Origin of the sequence: Slackia exigua ATCC 700122, from assembly GCF_000162875.1 — a bacterium.
GTDB classification, from domain to species: Bacteria; Actinomycetota; Coriobacteriia; order Coriobacteriales; family Eggerthellaceae; genus Slackia; species Slackia exigua.
Map to the genome: position 1 here is coordinate 737,948 of NZ_GG700630.1, position 19,343 is coordinate 757,290.

The window sequence follows — 19,343 nt, forward strand, 5'->3', positions numbered from 1 at the left end:
AACCCGCGAGCCGCTATGCGCGGCTCGAAGGGCCGTCGAAATCGACCGTGGGCTTCGACGCGAACGCGAACAGGCGGAATGCGATCACAAGCAGCGCAACGCCGATGATGGCGCTCAATATGTATCCGACGGCTTCGGGCATGGCGCCGATGGAATAATCGGGCATGGCGGCCGCCCATTCCCAACCCTCGAAGCCGGCGGGCGTGTAGCCGACAAGATCCGCGAGGTCTTCCGCACCCCATTCCCCCCAGGCATCGCCCGTGGCGATAAGCCCGAGCGGGGTCAGCACCACGAGGGCGGCGATCAGCGCGAACGCCGGCGCGAGCGCGCGCCCGGACGGCGTGGCGGCATCTTCGAGGCCGAATCCGGGAACCGTGCGGCGCAGAAACGCGAGAATGCCCGCCGTGAAGATGACTTCGACCGGACCCCAGACGGCGAGGTGCCCGATGAGCATGGCCGGAACCGAAACCGAAAGGGGGTACGGGCAGTACAGGGCCGCGCCGGCGGCATCGGTGAAAAGAATGGGCTGGATGCCGAACTCCAGCGCGGCGCACAAAGCGGCGCAATTGATGCCGACGTATGCGCCGATGCCTGCGGCGACGAGCTCGCGCTTCAGGTCGGAGGAACCGCCGCGAACGAGCGAGTAGACGCCGTAGCCCACGAACGGCATGACGACGGCCATGTTGAAGCAGTTGGCGCCCAGGGCCAGAATGCCGCCGTCGCCGAAAAGCACGGCCTGGATGATGAGCGCGATGGATACCGCGATCGTGGCGGCCCAGGGGCCGAACAGCACGGCGACCAACGTCGCGCAGACGGCATGGCCCGTCGATCCGCCCGGAATGGGAATATTGAACATCATGGAGAGGAAGCAGAACGCCGCCGCGATGCCGAGCAGGGGCATCTTTTCGCGCGGCACCGTCTCGCGCACCTTCTTGATGGCGAATCCCCAAATGGGGACCATTACGGCGCCGAAAACGCCGCAGGTGGACGGACTCAGGTAGTTCTCTGGAATATGCATGGCGCATCCCTTTCCGGTCGGGAAGGCCTCGCGCAATGAGGGAGCGCCGTCGGAGATGCGCACGCACGCGGCCCTTCCCTGACCGAGCGCCTATGCATCCCTCTGACCATCCCTTTCTCCGCTTGGCCTCAAGTATTACGTTATTTCAAATCGTAGCACTTTTTCGCATGAAAACGATGCGTAACGAAATGAGAAGAATCGCAACGGACGCCCTGCGCAGGCGAACGCGCATTATATAATGCTCCTCCAAACCACGCGCCGCTGCGCGCACGGCACCTTCCGATAGACGTGCTCATCAACGCCATGCCTTCGATGACCCCTGATGAACCCGCCGATCGGGGATCGTCCGCCGCAGGCGACGCACCCTTTGCACGAACGAAAGAAGATGACCCATGTCTGATTTCATCGCCCCTGAATACGATTCCGTGCGCCGTGACCTCAAGACGATCGAAGACATCGAGGCCTCGACCCTGCGCCCGCTGGCCCCGAAGCAGATCAGCGGCATCTATCGCAGGGCCGAGCTGCCGGTGCCCGAAGTCATCGACCGCTGCGCAGGCATATCCATCTTCGGCCGCACGCTCAAGTCCTGGATCTTCTCAACCGACATCGCCGTCATCCGCAACTGCGACGCCGATGCCGTGCTGTCCGTCTACCCGTTCACCTGTCAGCCCATCATCACCAAAGCGCTGATCGCGACATCGGAGCGTCCGGTCTTCACCGGCGTGTCCGGCGGAAAGACCACGGGCACGCGCTCGGTCGAGCTCGCGCTCGAATCCGACATGCAGGGGGCGGCGGGCGTCGTCGTGAACTCTCCCACCCCCGTCGCGGTCATCAGCAGCATCTCGCGGCTGATCGACATCCCCGTCATCGCGACGGTCACCGACTTCGACGACATCGTCCTCGAGAAAATCGAGGCCGGGGCCCGCATCATCAACGTCGCCGCCGGCGTGCGCACGGCCGATGTGGTGCGCGAGCTGCGCGCCGTATTGCCCGATGTGCCTATCATCGCATCGGGCGGCAAGACCGACGAAAGCATCCTGACGACCATCGAAGCCGGCGCCGACGCCATCTCCTGGACCCCGCCGAACATCCAGGAGATCCAGCACATCGTCATGGAGCACTATCGTTCCATGTAGCACCCCGTGCGACGAGGCGCCGGCCCGATCGAAGAGCCTCGGACGCGCCGGCCTTCGCCGCATTCGTTCGCACCATCGACCGTCCGTATTCCCTACCAGAAGAAACGAGCATACGATGTTCAATGAGAAGCTCGACGGAATCGTCGACCAGATCGCCCGGAAATACGACGTGCAGGAAATCTCCTTCACCGATCCCCAGCGTCACTTCCCCAGCCGCACCGCCATCATCGACATCGTGAAGAACGTCCGGCGCGTCATGTTCCCCCGCTATTTCGGAGACGAGGTCCCGTGCGGCTCGGGTCCCAAGTACTTCATCGGCGACACGCTGTCGAAGGTGGAATGCGCGCTGCACGAACAGGTGCGGGAGGCGCTGCTCTTCCGCGACGGCGATGCGATCGGCTACCACGACGCCGACACGCGCGCGAGCGAGATCTGCTCGACGTTCTTCTACCGCCTGCCCGCGTTGCAGGACCTGCTTCTGAAGGACGTGCAGGCGGCCTTCGACGGCGATCCGGCGGCGCAGAGCAAGGAAGAGATCATCTTCTCGTATCCGGGATTCTTCGCCATCTACGTCTACCGCCTCGCGCATGAGCTGTATCTGCAGAACGTGCCCCTGATTCCGCGCATCATGAGCGAGTACGCGCACAGCGGCACCGGCGTGGACATCAACGCGGGCGCCACGATCGGCGAATACTTCTTCATCGACCATGCAACCGGCGTCGTCATCGGCGAGACCACCGTGGTGGGCGATCACGTGAAGATCTACCAGGGCGTCACGCTCGGCGCGCTTTCGACGCGCGCAGGGCAGAAGCTCAAGGGCATCAAGCGCCATCCCACCATCGAAGACCATGTGACCATCTATTCGGGCGCGAGCATCCTCGGCGGAGAAACGGTGATCGGCGAGGGATCGGTCATTGCGGGCAACGCCTTCGTCACCTCGTCGGTGCCGAAGAATTCGCGCGTGGCGCTCAAGAACCAGGAAGTGCGCGTGCGCCAGCCCGGCGAGCAGGAAGACCCCTGGTTCTACGTCATCTAAGATCGGTCGGCACGGCCGCCTGCACGGCTTCGGCGGCCTTCAGTCGGCTTCAGGATCGAGGGAAGGCGGCATCGATGGCGATGGCGGCGCCTGTTTCAGCCGCGCCGTTCTCTATGCAGCGCCCTCGATGCCGCTGGCATGGCCATCGGTCTCGCTTCCTTCGATAACCCGCACAGACTACCCGTTCGAACCTGCCGCGCTACACGGCGAACGTCGCGCGCACCAGGTATTCGATATTTCCCTTCGTGCCGGTGATGGGGCTTTCGACGACGCCCGAGACGGTGAAGCCCGCCTTCGCGAGCGCCGCTTTCACCTCTTCGACCGTGCGCAGGCGCACCGCCTCGTCGGTGACGATGCCATGGTCGGTCTCGCCGTGCGCGCTTTCGAACTGGGGCTTGACGAGCGCGATAAGGACGCTGCCCGCATGGCACAGCCGGGCGAACACCCCGGCGAGCGACGCGAGCCCGATGAACGAGAGGTCGGCCACGAGCACATCGAACGGAGCGCCGAGATCGGCAGGGTCGGCCGTGCGGATATTGGTGCGCTCGAAGACGCGCGTGCGCGGGTCGGTGCGCACCTGCCAGGCAAGCATGCCGTAGTTCACGTCCACGCAGGCGACGCCCTTCGCGCCGCGCTGCAGGAGGCAGTCGCTGAATCCGCCGGTCGAGCTGCCGATATCGATGCAGGAGCATCCTTCGACCGCCTGCTCGAAAGCATCGAGCGCCCCTTCGAGCTTATAGCCTCCGCGCGATACGTACTTGCGCCGGCCCTTGACCGATAGGTCGGCATCGGGAGCGACCGGAACCGCGGCGCTCGCGGCGAACGCATCGTTCACCTTGACCTCGCGGGCGAGCACCGCGCGCAGGACGGCTTCCCTGTCGGGAAACATGCCGCGATCGACGAGCTCGTCATCCAGCCGGCGCTTCTTCGCCTTGCGCGCAGCGCTCTGCGCGCCCGATGCATGCGGCGACATCGCAGGAGCCTTATGCGAGCGTGACCGACAGGCGTTCGGCGACCGATCGCGCGATGCCTTCGGCATCGATGCCTATCGCATGATGCAGCAGCGGCACCTTGCCCTGCTGAACGAACTCGTCAGGAATGCCGATGGTCATCATGTCGGGAATGCGCGCCAGGTCGCGTGCGTGATCGACGACCTCGTGGATGACCGCCTCGCCGACGCCGCCCTGGATGACGCCTTCCTCGAGGGTCACGATAAGCCTGCAGTCGCGCGCGGCGGACATGACGGCCTCCATATCGAGCGGCTTCACCCAACGCATATCCACGACGCGCACCGAAAGCCCTGCGGCCTCGAGCGCGTCGGCCGCGCCCTCGGCCTCCTGCACCATGCGTCCGAACGCGAGCAGCGCGACATCGGAGCCTTCCCGCACCAGACGCGACACGCCCGGCTCGAAGGTTTCGGGCTCGGAAGGAAGCGCGACGCCGCGGCCGGCCCCGCGCGGATAGCGCAGGGCGACGGGACCGTCCAACGCCAGGGCCGTATGCAGGGCGGATACGAGTTCCGCCTCGTCTGAAGGCGCGAGCACGCGCATATGGGGAACCATGCGCGTATAGACCAGATCGAAAACGCCATGATGCGTGGGGCCGTCGTCGCCGACGAGCCCGCCGCGATCGATGGCGAAGACCACGTGCAGGTCGGGCAAGGCGTTGTCGATGATCATCTGGTCGATGGCGCGCTGCAGGAATGTGGAATAGAGCGCAACGACCGGAAGCTTGCCGCTCGCGGCAAGACCGCTCGCAAGACCGACGGCATGCTCCTCGGCGATGCCCACGTCGATGAACCGATCGGGGAATTCGGACGAGAACTTCGCCAGGCCGGTGCCGTCCTTCATCGCGGCCGTGATGGCCACGACGTCTTCGTTGTCCTTCGCTTCGCGCACGAGCGCATCGGAAAACACGTTCGTGTACTTCGGGGCGGCATTATTGGATGCAAGGGGCTTGCCGGTGCGTATGTCGAACGGGCTGATGCCATGGAATATGCTGGGGTTCTTCTCGGCCGGGCCGTAGCCGCGGCCCTTCTTCGTGACCACGTGGATGAGCACGGGGACGTCCGAATCCAGCACGGCGGAAAGGATGCTCTTGAGCGCCGGGATGTCATGGCCGTCGATAGGAGCGGTGCACACGAGCCCGAGCTGCTCGAACAGCATCTCGTCGGGAATGATGAACTGCTTGATGGAGTCTTTCAGGCCGCGGCTGATGTTCAGGAAGCCGCGCGACGCCTTCCCGCCCGATTCCAGACGCTCTTGCAGCTGGTCCTTGCGCGTGGTGTAGGCGCGCGAGGCGCGCATGCGGCCGAGGTAGTTGGCCATGGCGCCGACGCTGCGTGAAATGGACATCTCATTGTCGTTCAGAATGACGGCCATCTGGGTCTGCGTCTGGCCGATGTGGTTCAAGGCTTCGAAGGCCATACCGCCCGACAGCGCGGCATCGCCGATGATAGCCGCTACCTTCTCATGGCTTCCGCGCAGGTCGCGGGCCATCGCGCAGCCGAGCGCGACCGAAAGCGAATCGGATGCGTGACCCGAGGGATGCACGTCGTAGGGGCTTTCGGACGGCTTCGGAAAGCCAGAGATGCCTCCGAGAGTCCTGAGCGTATCGAAGTCCTTTGCGCGACCGGTGACGAGCTTATGCGCATAAGCCTGATGCCCCACGTCGAAGACGAGCTTGTCGGTCGGACAATCCATGACGGCGTGGCACGCGAGGATGAGCTCGACCACGCCGAGGCTCGGGCCGATGTGGCCGCCGTTGTTCGACGTGGTGTAGATGATCTGCTCGCGAATCTCATGGGCGAGACGTGCGAGCTGATCGTCCGTGAGCGTCTTAAGATCGGCCGGAGACTCGATCGAGTCAAGCAAGCGAATAACCATAGGCGGAAGGTTCGGCAGGTCTACAGGCCCGCGTCGCCGTCCCTCCTCTCGGATTGACCGGACGCCGTATCGTCGCCGATGGCTTCGGACGACGCGGGGGAAGGATTCCCGGCGACAGCATCATCATCGGTGCTGGTCAGCTGTTCAAGAAGATCAGTTGCCTGCATGCCGAGCTTCACGGCCTCGTCATAGAGCGCAAGCGCTTCGTCAAGAGTCACGCCCTCTTCCCTGACCTGGCCGTCGATCGCCGTCAGACGATCGCGTATCTCCGTGAACCCACGCTGATCTTCCATGGGAAACGTCCTTAGTCCTCGACCGAAAGCGCAACGGCGGCGACCTCGGGAGCAGCCGGAGCTGCGCCGTCGGCGACGAAAGCCGCCGATACCTCGGGTTCGGCAGTTGCAGCGGTTCCTTTGACCGTTTCGATGGGTTCGGATTCGACCGCATCTTCAGACCCGTCGGCCGCAGGGGATTCCGCCGGCTCGGCGGACGCGGCATCATCGGGCGCGGACGCCGCATCGGAATCGGAGCCGGAACCGGATGCCTGCTCGTCCAGATCGCGCGCGACGCGACCGAGCAGGCCGTTGATGAAGCGGTAGGAATCGTCTCCGCCGAATTCCTTGGCGATTTCGACGGCTTCGTTGATGGATACGGGAATCGGCACCGCGTCGACGTACTTCATCTCGTACACGGTGATGCGCAGAAGCTCGCGATCGACCATGGGCATGCGGTTGACGGCCCAATTCGCAGAGCGTTCGCTGATGATGCGGTCGATTTCCGCACGATGGGCGGAAAAGCCCAGCAGCAGAAGACGGCCGTATTCATTGAGACCGGCTTCCTCGGGGATATCGCCTTCTTCGAGGATCCGGTCCACCGGCTTACCGATGATTTCGCTCTGATACAGCACCGAGGCGGCCGAACGGCGGCCGAAGGTGTGTTCTTGACGCTTGGCTTTTCCCATGTGGCGCTGACCCTATTCTCCGAAGACGATGCCGTCGACGAAGACGTCGACCGACGCGACGGCGAAGCCGATCTGCGTTGCGACCGCATCCACGACCGCCGTGCGGACCTTTTCGGCCACCTCGGGGATGACCTTGCCGTATTCGACGTCGATATGGACGGCCACGTTGATCTGCTGCGCGTCATCCATCGTGACGTCGACCGCAGGAGCAGGCTGGGCGCTCTTGGGCGCGAAGCGCGAACGAAGCCCGGAAAGGGACGACGCGCCGACGCTGGCCACGCCTTCAATGTCTTTCGCCGCGAGGGAAACGATGGTTTCCATGACGCCCGGCGCGAGGCCGAGGCCGTCGATATACAGTTCTTCGCTCATGGCTGGTCCTTTCATGGAGCCCGTATATACGCAGTTGCCCATTGTACCGCACGCGGCCGCTCGCAATCGAAGGCGCGCCTGTTCGATGAAGAAAGACCATGAGGAGCCGGATCGCCTGAACCGCATAAGGCCGAATCGCCCGGACCGAGGCCATGCCCGCCCGCAGCCATGCCCGGGCCGAACGAAGCCACGCCCGGGCCACGGCCACGCTCTGACCGCAGCCATGCCCTGACCGCGACCATACTCGGACCGCAACCATGAACGCAGAGCCGCGACCATGCCTGGACCGCGGCCGTGAATGCAAAGCCGCCCCGCATCCTCTTCTTTTCGAAGGATACGGGGCGACCTGGAAACGGACTATCCGTCCGAAGATGCCGCTTCGACGCGCATGCGCGCTAGAACGCGATGTCGATGAAGTCGGTGCGCGCTTCCCCGGCCTGGAAGATGGCCGTATCGAGCACGCGCTTGTGGAACGGGATCGTGGTCGGGATGCCCTCGATGGCGAATTCGTCGAGCGCGCGGCGGGCGCGCTGGAGCGCCTCTTCGCGATCGGATCCCCAGACGATGAGCTTGGCGACCATGGAATCGTAGTAGGGCGAGATCTTCGCGCCTTGGGTGAGGTATGTCTCGATGCGCACGCCGGGACCGGTCGGCACCTCGAAACGCGTGATGGTGCCGGGGCTCGGACGGAAATCGTTGTCCGGATCCTCGGCGTTGATGCGGAACTCGATGGCATGTCCGTTCGGCGAGAACGGCGCGCGCGACGCGCACCGCATCGGTTCGCCCGCAGCGATACGCAGCTGCTCCTTGATGATGTCCACGCCGGTGATCTGCTCGGTGACGGGATGCTCCACCTGCACGCGCGTGTTCATCTCCATGAAGTAGAATTTGCCGGACTCGTCGAGCAGGAACTCGATCGTGCCGGCATTGCGGTAGTCGACCGCGCGCACGGCCTTGATGGCGGCGACGCCCATCGCGCGACGCAGCTCGGGCGTGAGCGCCGGCGACGGCGCTTCCTCGAGCAGCTTCTGATGGCGACGCTGGATGGAGCAGTCGCGTTCGCAGAGCGAGATATGGTTGCCGAAGTCGTCGGCCAGAACCTGGATTTCCACGTGGCGCGGGCGCAGCACAAGCTTTTCCAGGTAGACGTCTCCGTTGCCGAACGCCGCTTGGGCCTCGGCCTTGGCAGCCGAGAACGCGCCGTCCAGATCCTTCGGATCGTGCACCTCGCGCATGCCCTTGCCGCCGCCGCCGGCCGATGCCTTGATGAGCACCGGGTAGCCGACGCGATCGGCGAAGGCGCGGGCATCCTCGACGTCTTCGATCACGCCATCGGAGCCGGGAACGGTGGGGACGCCGCAAGCGGTCATCGTCTCGCGGGCGGCCGCCTTGTTGCCCATGCGTTCGATGCAGTCGGGCGACGGGCCGATGAAGACGAGATCGTTGTCGGCGCAGGCGCGAGCGAAGTCGGCGTTTTCAGCGAGGAAGCCGTAACCGGGGTGCACGGCTTCGCAGCCGGTGGTGTTCGCCGCCGCAATGATATTCGACATGACCAGGTACGACTTGCCGGCAGGCGCAGGTCCGATGCAGACCGCCTCGTCGGCGTAGCGAACGGGCAGCGTGTCGCGGTCGGCCTCGGAATACACCGCGACCGTCTTCACGCCCAGCTCGCGGGCCGCGCGCATGATGCGCAGGGCCACTTCGCCGCGATTGGCGATGAGAATCTTCTTGAACATGGGATCTACGCTCCCTCGCCCGCGTCGGCCTCGCGATACGGTTCGATATAGAAGAGCGCCGTGCCGTATTCGACCGGCGAGGCGTCTTCGACGCAGATCTCGCGCACGATGCCCATCTGGGGCGCGCCGATTTCGTTCATGAGCTTCATGGCTTCGACGATGCAAAGCGTCTCGCCGGCAGCGACCTCGTCGCCCACCTTGACGAAGGCAGGCTCGCCGGGAGCGGGGGCGGCGTAGAAGGTGCCGACCATCGGGGCGGAAACCTTCACCCAGTTGGCAGGACGGGAATCTTCCTCGGCAGCAGGCGCGGCCGCAGGGGCTGCGGCAGGCTGGGCGGCAGGAGCCGCTGCTGCGACGGGAGCTGCGGCAGCGGAAGCCGCGGGAGCCGCGCCGGGCATCCTGATGCTGATGCGCATGCCGTCCTCTTCGACGGTGATTTCGCCTACGCCGGAATCCTCGACGACCTTCGCGAGCTCGCGAATCTGGCTGATATCCACGTAATCGTCCTCCTTGGTCTGGTTGGACTCGTTTTCGAGCAGGAACTCCACCTTCTCGGTGGCGCGATGCTTGGACAGGTAGTTGCGCGCCTCGTTCGGGAAGAGGGCGTACATGAGCACGTCTTCCTCGGATTGGGCGAGGTCGCCGATCTCTTCCGCGACCTCATCGTAGGTAGTGGTGACGAGTGCGGCGGGAGACACGTCGGGAGGCAGCACGCTGTCGGATGCGCCGACGACCTTCTTGAAGACGTCGGGGTCGATCGGACCGGGCGCCTTGCCGTAGTATCCGCACAGGTAGTCCTTCATTTCCTTGGAGACGATGCTCCAGCGGGAGCCGGTGAGCACGTTGAGGACGGCCTGCGTGCCGACGATCTGGCTCATGGGCGTGACGAGCGGCGGATAGCCGACCTCGGCGCGCACCTTCGGGATTTCGACCAGCACCTCGTCCAGGCGATCGGTCGCCTTCTGGATTTCCAGCTGGGCCACGAGGTTCGACATCATGCCGCCGGGCACCTGATGGCTGAAGACCTTCATGTGCGCGAGCGACGTCACGCCGCGGTTATAGTGGCCGCGCTTGCGGACCTCTTCCCAGTAATCGGCGATTTCGAACAGGAGATCGATGTCGTAGCCTGTGTCGTACTTGCTTTCGCGCAGCGCGGCGACGACGGTTTCGACCGCGGGATGGCTGTTGCCGAAGGCGAGCGGGGCGGACGCGGTGTCGGCCACGGCGACGCCGGCTTCGGCGGCCTTGAGGATGTTGGTGGGCGCCATGCCGCCGACGTAGTGGCAATGCAGATGAACCGGCAGGCCGACTTCGGCATTCAAGACGCTGACCAGGCGTTCCGTGCGATATGGCGTGAGCATGCCCGCCATGTCCTTGATGGCGATGGAGTCGGCACCAAGATCTTTGAGCTGCTGGGCGTATTCGATATAGGCATCCAGCGTGTGCACCGGCGAGACGGTGTAGGAGATGGCCGGTTCGAACCAGCCGCCGCAGGCCTTGACCGCCTCGGCGCTGTCGATGACGTTGCGGATGTCGTTCAGGGCGTCGAAGACGCGGAAGACCTGCACGCCGTTCTTCTTGGCGCACGCCGTGAAGCGGTTGATGATGTCTTTGGAATAGTGCTTGTAGCCGACCAGGTTCTGACCGCGCGTCAGCATGGAGAGATCGGTGTTGGGGGTCAGGCGCTTGATGGAACGCAGGCGTTCCCAGGGGTTTTCGTCCAGGAACCTCAGGCAGGTGTCGAACGTGGCGCCGCCCCAGGCCTCGATGGCCCAGTAGCCGACCTTGTCCATCTTCGGCAGGATGGGCAGCATATCGCCCAACTGCATACGCGTCGCCCAAAGGCTCTGCTGGCCGTCACGGATGGTGGTATCCATGAGCTGCAAACCTGGCATGCTTCACCTCTTCGGAGTCGATTCGCCGCGCTTCCCCGCGCAGTCGATAGCTGATCATTATACGCAGCGCGTCGGAAACGCCCCGCGTCAGCTTGGTGAACATCAGGTAAAAGGCAGAGCTGGTGTGAGCGGGCGACTGAGGGGATCGCGCGACTGCAAGGCTCGGCGATCAGACGATGCGAACCGCCCGTGCCCGACGACGCGAACCGCCCGTGCGCTAGAGATACTTCGATGCGATGTCGGCAGCGGAGATGGTTTCGGGATCGGCATCGAACGCGGCCTTAGCGGCTTCCCACGCCTGAAGGTCGAGCTCGTCTTCGATGCACTCGAGAGCTGCATTGCCCGCGGAATCAATGCCTAGGGAACCGATAGCCATCTTGGAGCCCTCGGCGGAAACCTTCTTTTTTTCAAAGCGCATAGCCATACGGACCTCCCTCCACGTTTCAGCATCCTAGCATGGAATCCATCCCGTCCGATCAGCATCTGTTGGAGGCTTTACTTTGAGCCACGTCTTCATACTGTCTTCGGATGGAGACAGGATAAGCAAAACGAAGACCCATACTCCGTTCTCCTCGTGTCGTTGACAAAGAGTTAGCCCGCACATACACTCTGGAAAACGCAGTTCCGAAAGACGGAGCCTTGCCATGGATGATGCGCAGATGCGGGGAAGCACTCTGACTCCCGAACAAGAAGCCGAATTGCACGACAAGGATGTCAAACGCGCGAATTTCTGCTTGAACCTATGCCCAGGGTGCAGGGCGGCTCGCAAGAAGCAGCATGGGTTCTGGTATCAGGCGGTACGCGCGAGTGACGACAAGCTGTGCCCCTGGTGCTCCTCATACGCTCGGGCAGTGGGCAAACGCGCCTACGAACCCGTTTCCGATGAAGAGATCGACGCCATTCCTGGACTCGAGAAGACCAGATGACCCGCCTCGAAGACCACTATCGGCTGCATCCCTTCCCCTTCTTCGTCGTCCATATGGCGGGAATCGTCGTATTCTTGGCTTCCATCATCTCCGGCATCATGCTCATGACGAACCCGAGTCTGGACAACACCGCGCACATGGTGCACCGCATCTCCAGCGCGGCGCTGCTTCTCCTGTTCGTCGCGGGCATGGCGGAGGCCGTCATCGTGAAAGCAAGGAATGCGGACAGGTCCAACCCTCCGTTCGGATACCGCTATCACGCGCTCGCTGATTCGGGATTCAAACGCGACGCCGCCATCTACGCTGCCCACAGCGTTATTTCGTGGATCGTTTTGCCTTTGGCGCTCGTCGTCATGATCCTGTCGGGATTCCCGTTCGCAGGCTGCCTGCACAGTGCGCATCCGGTTCTCGGCGCTGCCTTCGTGATCCTCGTGGCGGCACACACGGTTCTCAGCGTCCCTGCGCGGCGCATCCGGGAGGAGATGGACAGGCGTCACGGACCGGCTGCATGACCGCCAGCCAGGCCCGGCCTCCTCTCAGAGGCCGATCGAGAAATGTCGCCGACGTCCATGAATACGAACGCGACTCCGTATCCGATGTCCGTTCTGATTGAAGAATGAATAGAAGGAGCGTCTTCCTTGTCGTCATGCCGTGCGCGAATTTCCATCGTTGCATCGATCGTCATCATGTAGGTTCGTCTTTCATGTCTAACCTAATCCCTATCTAACCTGCTCCCGGGTCGCGCGGGTCGTGTGCCGAAGGCTGCAAGTCAAACCCTCCCTCAATGCCAAAAAATCAGAGTTTTGTATACCCTGTAGGGGTATATTTTCGATACATAAGTTGTAATTACAACTAAATAGTGCATCGCATAAGGCAGTTTCGTTGTAGTTACGACAAAAATAAGGTTCGAGATTCTCTAAACAGCCATATTTTGACACCGGCATCGGATTTCTCGTCGAAAAAGGGGCTATACCCCCTCCCCTATTTTGCTCTCTCTTTGATGCAAGCAGAACGCCGTTGGCAGGTAGATTGATGGAATGGAACCGATAAAATGAAGCCTTGCTCCTGCCCCAACCCGCTATGCTCCCATATCAACCCACTATGAAAAAGGGAAATGGACGCGAATCCGCAATCAGGCGGCATGCACAGGATACGCGCGTAGAAGTCTTACCACGTGCGAAGAAAACCGCCCGACTCGCTTTGAACCGCACCTTCGAAATCCGTCTCAGTTTCCTCAGTCTGAATATCGAAGACGCAGCTCGCGTGGAGCCGGGCGGTGTGGTATCACCGTCGTGCTGGGACGCGGCGATGTATGCGACGGTTGCGCAGCAGGTTGCGCGACAGCCTTACAACGATCCGCGCGGCGGTCCTACATACGCTTGACGAAGCGACCGTCGCGCGTGTCGATCTGGAGAACGTCGCCGACGTTCACGTACATCGGGACCTTCACCTCGGCGCCGGTCTCGAGCGTGGCGGGCTTGGTGGAACCCTGGACGGTATCGCCCTTGAAGCCCGGCTCGGTGTCGGCGACCGTGAGCTCGACGAACATCTGCGGCTCGACGCCGAGCAGCTCGCCGTCGGCGTATTCGAGCGTGACCTCGTCGTTTTCCTTCAGCCACTGGGCGTTTTCGCCCACCTGGTCGGCCGGCAGGGAAATCTGCTCGTAGCTCTGCGGATCCATGAAGTAGAAATCCACGCCGTCGTTGTAGAGGTACTGCATCGTGGACTGCTCGAGACGGACGGTCTCGAACTTGAAGCCGGCGTTCACCGTGTCGGAAAGCACGCGGCCGTTGCGGATGTCGCGCATCTTCATGCGCACGAACGCGCTGCCCTTGCCCGGCTTGACGTGCTGGAATTCAACGATCTTGCACTTCTTGCCGTTGTAGACGATGCACATGCCGTTCTTGAAATCGGCGGTGGAGATGGTTGCCATGGGCTGTTCCCTTCCTATACGCCAGGCGCGCGCCTGGAAGACCTGCATTCCGCCAAGTCGTCCTACCCGGCTGGATTCACGGCGCTAAATTATAACCAGTTCGTGGGTCGATGCGGTGAAAACCTCAAAACCATCGGCAGTTACCACGCCGAAGTCCTCGAGCCGGCATCCCGCTTCCCCGCTCAGGTACACGCCCGGCTCCACGGTCACGACGTTGCCGGCCTCGAGCGGCGCCTCGTTTCGCGGAGAGAGCACCGGGAGCTCGTGGATGTCGATGCCGACCCCATGCCCGAGCCCATGTCCCATCTTGCCGGCGAATCCATGCTCTGCCAGCACGTATTCCGCGCGCTCATGCGCAGCGCGCCCGGTCACGCCGGGGCGCAGCATGGCCTCGACCGTCTCGTTCGCCGCCCGCACGGCATCGAAGATCGCCCGCGTCCGCTCGGTCGCATGGCCCACGGCGACGGTACGCGTCATGTCGGAGCAGTAGCCGCGCGCCCGCGCGCCAAAGTCCATGACCACAAGATCGCCGTCCTCCAAGCGCTTATCGCCCGGAATGCTGTGCGGTGACGCCCCGTTGGCGCCCGATGCGACGATGGATGCGAACGCGAGGTCTTCCGCGCCCATCTTGCGCATCGTCTGCTCAAGCTCGAAAGCCACCTCGCGCTCGGTCATGCCCGCACGCATGAAGCCGACGATGTATTCGAACGCCGCGTCGGTGATGGCCTGGGCCGCACGCAGACGCTCGATCTCGGCTCCATCCTTCACGGCGCGCAGCCGTTTGACGGCATCGGTCGTCTCCACAAGCGTCGGCGACCAGTCCACCGCGGCGAACGCTTCTTCAAGACGGCGGAATTCACCCAGTTCCATGCTGTCTTCGATGCCGAAGCCGCACAGATCACGCCCGCGTTGCGCGCCCCGCGCCTCATGGAAGGCCGCGAACGACGCGGCCGCCCAGCGCGCATGCGTCATGCGTTCCTCGTCGACGGTCCACTCCTCCGCATCGGCCGCCACGCGGCAGGCATCCGCATAGCGCGAGTCGGTATGCAGAACCGCCGTCTTCGGCGTGACGAAGGCAAGGTGCGCCGGCTCGTCGTCGAAGACGTCCTCCCACCCGGTCAGCCACTTCACGTTCGACAGATCGCGGCAGTAGAAGTCGGCGACCCCTTCGGCCGCCATCATCGCGCGCATGCGTTCCAATCTGGTCATCGGCAAGCTCCTTCGAATCGTCGGCAGCGCCGTGCGGCGCTCCGTCTTGCATATACAGAAACAGACGCGAGTCAACGAACGACCGCGCATGGTCGTCGCGAGGCGTGGCCGCCTGGGCTGACGCCGCATCCGCGCGCTCTCCGCAACGGATCTGCCCGTCGAGGCGTGGCCGCCTGGGCTGACGCCGCATCCGCGCGCTCTCGCGCGAATCTGCCCGTCGAAGCACGGTCGTCTTCGTGCCGAAGGGAAAACGTTTGGAACAACAACCGCCTCTCTTCGGCTACTTCACGTAGATGCCCCGTCCTTTCAGAACCGCCGTCACACGGGCGCAGGCCTCGGTCGTCGACAGCCCTTCGACGTCGACGCAGGCGCAGGCCACCTCCTCGAGCATCGGACGACGCGCGTCCATGATCGAATGCGCGTCGCATCCTTGCGCGAGCAGCGGACGCGTGCGCAGACTCCTGATGCGCTTCATCGCGCCGTCGCACGAAGAATCGAGGAAGATGGCGAAGCCGCGCTCCGTCAGGATGCGCCTGCCTTCGGGCGTGGCGACGGCGCCTTCGCTGCATGACACGATGGCCGGTCCCAGATCGGCGCACGCCGCAAGCGCATGCACCTCGCATGCGCGAAACTTTTCTTCACCCATGTCTTTGAACAGGCGCGACGAATCCCGGTGATACATATTGCGCATATAGGAATCGACGTCGACGGCGGCCACGCCCAGCATGCGGGCCAATCGCCGTGCGATCGTGGTCTTGCCGACCCCCATGATGCCGACGAGAAAGACATTGGTCTTGAGCGTTGGCATGCCGCTCACCTCGACGCCGTCTTGATGCGCGCACGATAGGCATCCAACGCGCGCGCGACATCGGAAAGGGGCCCTTCGCCGAACGTGCGCACGTAGGCTTCGGCCAACACGCAGGCGACCGCGGATTCCGCGCATACGGAAGAGAACGGCGCAAGGCACGCGATGCCGAGGGCATCGGGCGACGCCGCTTGCTCGAGCGTGGTCAGATCGATGCTCGAAAGAATATGCTCTCCCTGATAGCAAGGTAAAACGGTAGAGATGCAGACGATCGGGGCGCCGGTGGACATGCCGCCCGCCACGCCTCCCTGCACGTTGCGCGCGTAGGTGAAGCCGCGCGTGCGATCGACCTGCACGCGATCGGGAAACGCGCCGTCCGATGCATGCGCGGATGCATCGCCGAACGCGACCGACGACACCGAAGGCGCGCCCATGACGGCCGCGGCGATGAGCGCCGCAAGGCCGCGGACGGGATCGGTCGCGGATCCCAGGCCGGGCACGCAGCCTGTCGCCACGACGCAGAACGCGCCGGGAAGAGGCTCGCCTGCCGTGCGTGCGGCGTCGAGCGCCTCGACCATGAGGCGCGAAGCCTGCGGATCGGGGCAGCGCACGGCGGACGTCTCGATATCGAGCGGCGCGAACAGCGCCGCCTTCTGCGCGTCCAGGTCGCGAAGCTCGACCGAGCCTATGCGCGAAGAGAACGAGCGCACATCGACGCCCAGCTCGGCCAGAAACGCCCGGGCGGCGAACGCGGCGGCCGCGCGCACGATCGCATGGCGCAGCGTGACGGCCTGCAGAGCGGACGCGCAGTCGTCTTCGTTCATGCGCAGGAAGAATGCCAGGTCGGCCGTGCCGAAGCGCGGTGTCTGCGAGCCGTGGGCATCGAGGGCCTCGGAAAAGACGGTGCCGGCGAAATCGACTTCGAGCAGAAGCGGCGCGGCGGAAGACCGATCGCGGGCAAGCCCCGACAGCACGGTTGCGCGCGGAAGGACCTGGGGCGCATCGGGTGCGGAGCAGAAAAGCAGAGCTTCGGCCGCGCGATCGAGATCGGTCTGCGCATCGGAGCGCTGCAGGGCGATGCCCGCAGGCATTCCCTCGATAACGGCTATGTAGCGGTCCGCCGAATGTCGCGTGACGTCGATGCGCATGCCCTCTCCCACTCCCACGTTCGCGAGCGATTGTAGCACGGGGAAAACGTGCATCTAAGACGCAGCATAGGCTGGAACAGCATCGACACAGAGCGCTCGGACGGCGGCTACGACTCGGCGTCCATGCCGGCAAGGATACGGCGGTCGACGGCGCGCAGCACGTGCATATAGGCGAGGTCGGCTGTGCAGAGAGGATCGACGTAGAACGCGCGCATGCCGTGCAGATGCGCGCCCAGCACGTCGGTCGCAAGCTGGTCTCCTATACCGACGGTCGCTTCCTTGTAGGTTCCCATCAGGCGCAACGCGCGCCCGTAGGAAAACGGCAGCGGCTTGCATGCCTTCGCCACGATAGGAAGTCCGAGATCGCGCGCATGGTCGTACGCGCTCGCATGGCAGTTGTTCGAAAGGATGCAGGCACGCACGCCGTAGGCGCCGAGCCCTTCGAGCCACGCCCTCACGTCGTCAGGCGCCGCGTGGGTATCGCGCGCGACGAGCGTGTTATCCATGTCGAGCAGCACGCAGGAGATGCCGGCATCCTTCAGGTCGCGCGCTGGATCGATGGCGGTCACACGCGTGAAATGCCTGTCGGGACGGAAGAGATGCATGCGAAACGGGGGACGGCGGAACTACGACGCCTTCGAGGCCGTGTACTCCTGGTACTTGGCGATGGCGGCGTTATGCTCGTCGAGCGTCTTCGAGAACGCGTGGTCGGAATACCCCTTCTCATTCACGATGAAGAAGTACAGGTAATCGGTCGTCGCGGGATTGCAGGCGGCCTTGAGCGATTCGATGCTCGGATTGCAGATAGGCCCTGCCGGAAGACCCTTGTTGAGATACGTGTTGTACGGGCTTTCGGTCTGAAGATCCTCGGGCGTGACCTCCCCGCCCGTCACATAGCCCATCGTGGCGTCGGACTGCAGCGCCATATCGGCCGCAAGGCGGTTGTAGAAGACGGAAGAGACCTGCGCGCGTTCATCGGGATGGTTGGCATCGGGCGCCGCCTCCTTCTCGATGACGGACGCCATCACGAGCACTTGGTAGGCGCTTAAGCCCTTCGAAGTGGGATACGAATAGTCGAGCGAGGCGACCTCGGTCGCATACTGATCGAGCATCATGCGGATGACGTCGTCGGCCGTCTTCGCCCCTGAAAGATCGTAGGTCTTCGGAAAGAGGAATCCTTCGAGGGAATCGTCATAGGCGTCGGAAAGAAACGGGTAATCGGACACGTAGTTGGATGCGACGGCCTGCTTCGTGAAATCGTCCGCCGTGATCGAGCCGGAAGTCGACTTCTCGACGGCGGACGCGATCTGCGCGACCGTATAGCCTTCCGGGATGGTGAGCGTGTCGGCGCTCGAGGCGCCCGACACGATGGTCTTGGCGACCTGCTCGAGCGTCATGCCCGCGGTGAACGTGTACACGCCCGACTTGAACCGGGAATCCAGCCCGGCGCCCTTCGCATAGGCCAGAAACTCGTCGGCATCGGGAACGACCCCGGACGACTCCAGAAGCTTCGCGGTATTGGAGGCCGTCGACCCGTCGGGAATGGTGACCTTGACGTCGGCGGCGACAGCGACCTGCGAGCCGTCGATGTCCTCGGCTTCCGCAGAGCATCCGCGCAGAAGCGACGTGGCGGCGAACGCGGCGATGGCCAGGACGACGATGGCGATGATGGCGCCTACCGCGTAGGGGACCTTGCTCTTGCGCGGCCGGATGTGAGACGTGTCGTAGGTTTTGAATTGGCGCTCGCCTTGGGCATGCACCGCACGGGCACGATGGTTCGGATGGTTGCTGTACGTAATCTGCCTACGGGGCATGCCAGATCCTAACGTTGTTCGGAAGCGTCGTGACCCTGCGCAGGAGCTGCGCCCTTCGAAGCCGGGTTCGAATCAAGCCACGACTGGAGAAATATACTCGCTGCGATCATGTCCACTTTACCGCGCATCGCCCGCTCGTCATAGCCCCCTTCACGCAAAAATCTCTTGGCCTCAGACGAGCTCAAGCGTTCATCGGAAAAATAAAGGGGCAGGTCGCAGGCTTTCGCAATGCGCTGAGCACGCTCTTTGAGGGAAGCGGCCTGGGGCCCCTGCTCTCCGGCGAGGGTGAAGGGAAGCCCGCAGACCAGAGCATCGGGCATCCAATCTTCGACGAGCATGCGGAAGGATGCCGCGTGCCCGAGGACCTCGGCCGCGGGAAGGACCTTGAGCGGCGACGCGACGCGACCGGCGGGATCGCTGATCGCGATGCCGATGCGCGCGTCGCCGATATCGAGGGCCATGTACCTCACGT

20 protein-coding genes are annotated in these 19,343 nt (G+C 63.6%); 4 read left to right on the top strand and 16 right to left on the bottom strand.

What is annotated here, in order from left to right; all coding sequences use genetic code 11:
* Positions 1–13: 13 nt before the first annotated feature.
* Entirely contained in the window at positions 14–1,018 is a 1,005-nt protein-coding gene (gene cbiM, locus HMPREF0762_RS03215; RefSeq protein WP_006361988.1) for a cobalt transporter CbiM, read from the bottom strand.
* Between the two features lie 392 nt (positions 1,019–1,410).
* On the opposite strand from cbiM, the gene HMPREF0762_RS03220 reads away from it, so the two are divergent.
* Together HMPREF0762_RS03220 and epsC are read left to right on the top strand one after the other, a co-directional pair.
* Positions 1,411–2,154, top strand: coding sequence for a beta/alpha barrel domain-containing protein (locus HMPREF0762_RS03220; protein ID WP_006361990.1), 744 nt, complete (start codon positions 1,411–1,413; stop codon positions 2,152–2,154).
* A 115-nt stretch (positions 2,155–2,269) separates the two neighbouring features.
* Positions 2,270–3,190, top strand: coding sequence for a serine O-acetyltransferase EpsC (epsC, locus tag HMPREF0762_RS03225; RefSeq protein ID WP_006361991.1), 921 nt, complete (start codon positions 2,270–2,272; stop codon positions 3,188–3,190).
* A 199-nt stretch (positions 3,191–3,389) separates the two neighbouring features.
* Here the strand turns inward: epsC and HMPREF0762_RS03230 are convergent, their stop codons facing one another.
* From HMPREF0762_RS03230 to HMPREF0762_RS03265, 8 genes are all read right to left on the bottom strand, one after another.
* Positions 3,390–4,163, bottom strand: coding sequence for a TlyA family RNA methyltransferase (locus HMPREF0762_RS03230; protein ID WP_006361992.1), 774 nt, complete (start codon positions 4,161–4,163; stop codon positions 3,390–3,392).
* A 10-nt stretch (positions 4,164–4,173) separates the two neighbouring features.
* Entirely contained in the window at positions 4,174–6,075 is a 1,902-nt protein-coding gene (gene dxs / locus HMPREF0762_RS03235) for a 1-deoxy-D-xylulose-5-phosphate synthase (RefSeq protein WP_006361993.1), read from the bottom strand.
* A 20-nt stretch (positions 6,076–6,095) separates the two neighbouring features.
* Positions 6,096–6,368 (bottom strand): exodeoxyribonuclease VII small subunit, encoded by a 273-nt coding sequence (locus HMPREF0762_RS03240; RefSeq protein ID WP_006361994.1) that lies wholly within the window; start codon positions 6,366–6,368, stop codon positions 6,096–6,098.
* A gap of 11 nt (positions 6,369–6,379) precedes the next feature.
* Complete coding sequence (gene nusB / locus HMPREF0762_RS03245; RefSeq protein WP_006361995.1) at positions 6,380–7,036, bottom strand: transcription antitermination factor NusB; 657 nt, start codon at positions 7,034–7,036, stop codon at positions 6,380–6,382.
* 12 nt (positions 7,037–7,048) lie between these two features.
* A complete protein-coding gene (locus tag HMPREF0762_RS03250; RefSeq protein WP_006361996.1) occupies positions 7,049–7,405 on the bottom strand; it encodes an Asp23/Gls24 family envelope stress response protein in 357 nt (118 codons plus the stop codon).
* A gap of 395 nt (positions 7,406–7,800) precedes the next feature.
* A complete protein-coding gene (gene accC / locus HMPREF0762_RS03255) occupies positions 7,801–9,141 on the bottom strand; it encodes an acetyl-CoA carboxylase biotin carboxylase subunit (RefSeq protein WP_006361997.1) in 1,341 nt (446 codons plus the stop codon).
* Positions 9,142–9,146: 5 nt separating this feature from the next.
* A complete protein-coding gene (gene accB / locus HMPREF0762_RS03260; protein WP_006361998.1) occupies positions 9,147–11,036 on the bottom strand; it encodes an acetyl-CoA carboxylase biotin carboxyl carrier protein in 1,890 nt (629 codons plus the stop codon).
* A gap of 217 nt (positions 11,037–11,253) precedes the next feature.
* Positions 11,254–11,460, bottom strand: a complete 207-nt coding sequence (locus tag HMPREF0762_RS03265; protein ID WP_006361999.1) for a DUF6290 family protein — start codon at positions 11,458–11,460, stop codon at positions 11,254–11,256.
* Positions 11,461–11,680: 220 nt separating this feature from the next.
* Between HMPREF0762_RS03265 and HMPREF0762_RS03270 the strand changes: the two genes are divergently transcribed.
* Positions 11,681–11,962 carry a hypothetical protein gene (locus HMPREF0762_RS03270; RefSeq protein WP_006362000.1) on the top strand — a complete coding sequence of 94 codons (282 nt, stop codon included), beginning with the start codon at positions 11,681–11,683 and terminating at the stop codon, positions 11,960–11,962.
* A complete protein-coding gene (locus HMPREF0762_RS03275; RefSeq protein ID WP_006362001.1) occupies positions 11,959–12,474 on the top strand; it encodes a hypothetical protein in 516 nt (171 codons plus the stop codon). Before HMPREF0762_RS03270 ends, HMPREF0762_RS03275 begins: the two co-directional genes overlap by 4 nt.
* 857 nt (positions 12,475–13,331) lie before the next feature.
* Here HMPREF0762_RS03275 and efp read toward each other — a convergent pair.
* The 7 genes from efp to ruvX all read right to left on the bottom strand — a co-directional run bounded on the left by efp (position 13,332) and on the right by ruvX (position 19,341).
* Entirely contained in the window at positions 13,332–13,895 is a 564-nt protein-coding gene (gene efp / locus HMPREF0762_RS03285; protein WP_040618960.1) for an elongation factor P, read from the bottom strand.
* Between the two features lie 84 nt (positions 13,896–13,979).
* Positions 13,980–15,104, bottom strand: coding sequence for an aminopeptidase P family protein (locus HMPREF0762_RS03290; protein WP_006362006.1), 1,125 nt, complete (start codon positions 15,102–15,104; stop codon positions 13,980–13,982).
* 280 nt (positions 15,105–15,384) lie between these two features.
* A complete protein-coding gene (locus HMPREF0762_RS03295) occupies positions 15,385–15,912 on the bottom strand; it encodes a shikimate kinase (protein ID WP_006362008.1) in 528 nt (175 codons plus the stop codon).
* Between the two features lie 5 nt (positions 15,913–15,917).
* Positions 15,918–17,057, bottom strand: coding sequence for a chorismate synthase (locus HMPREF0762_RS03300; protein ID WP_245935484.1), 1,140 nt, complete (start codon positions 17,055–17,057; stop codon positions 15,918–15,920).
* Positions 17,058–17,164: 107 nt separating this feature from the next.
* Complete coding sequence (locus HMPREF0762_RS03305) at positions 17,165–17,662, bottom strand: YqeG family HAD IIIA-type phosphatase (RefSeq protein WP_006362010.1); 498 nt, start codon at positions 17,660–17,662, stop codon at positions 17,165–17,167.
* Between the two features lie 21 nt (positions 17,663–17,683).
* Positions 17,684–18,871: an endolytic transglycosylase MltG gene (gene mltG, locus HMPREF0762_RS03310; protein ID WP_006362011.1), complete on the bottom strand. Its 1,188-nt coding sequence runs from the start codon at positions 18,869–18,871 to the stop codon at positions 17,684–17,686.
* An 8-nt stretch (positions 18,872–18,879) separates the two neighbouring features.
* On the bottom strand, positions 18,880–19,341 hold the full coding sequence (ruvX, locus tag HMPREF0762_RS03315) for a Holliday junction resolvase RuvX (protein ID WP_009076901.1): 462 nt from the start codon (positions 19,339–19,341) through the stop codon (positions 18,880–18,882).
* Positions 19,342–19,343 lie beyond the last annotated feature (2 nt).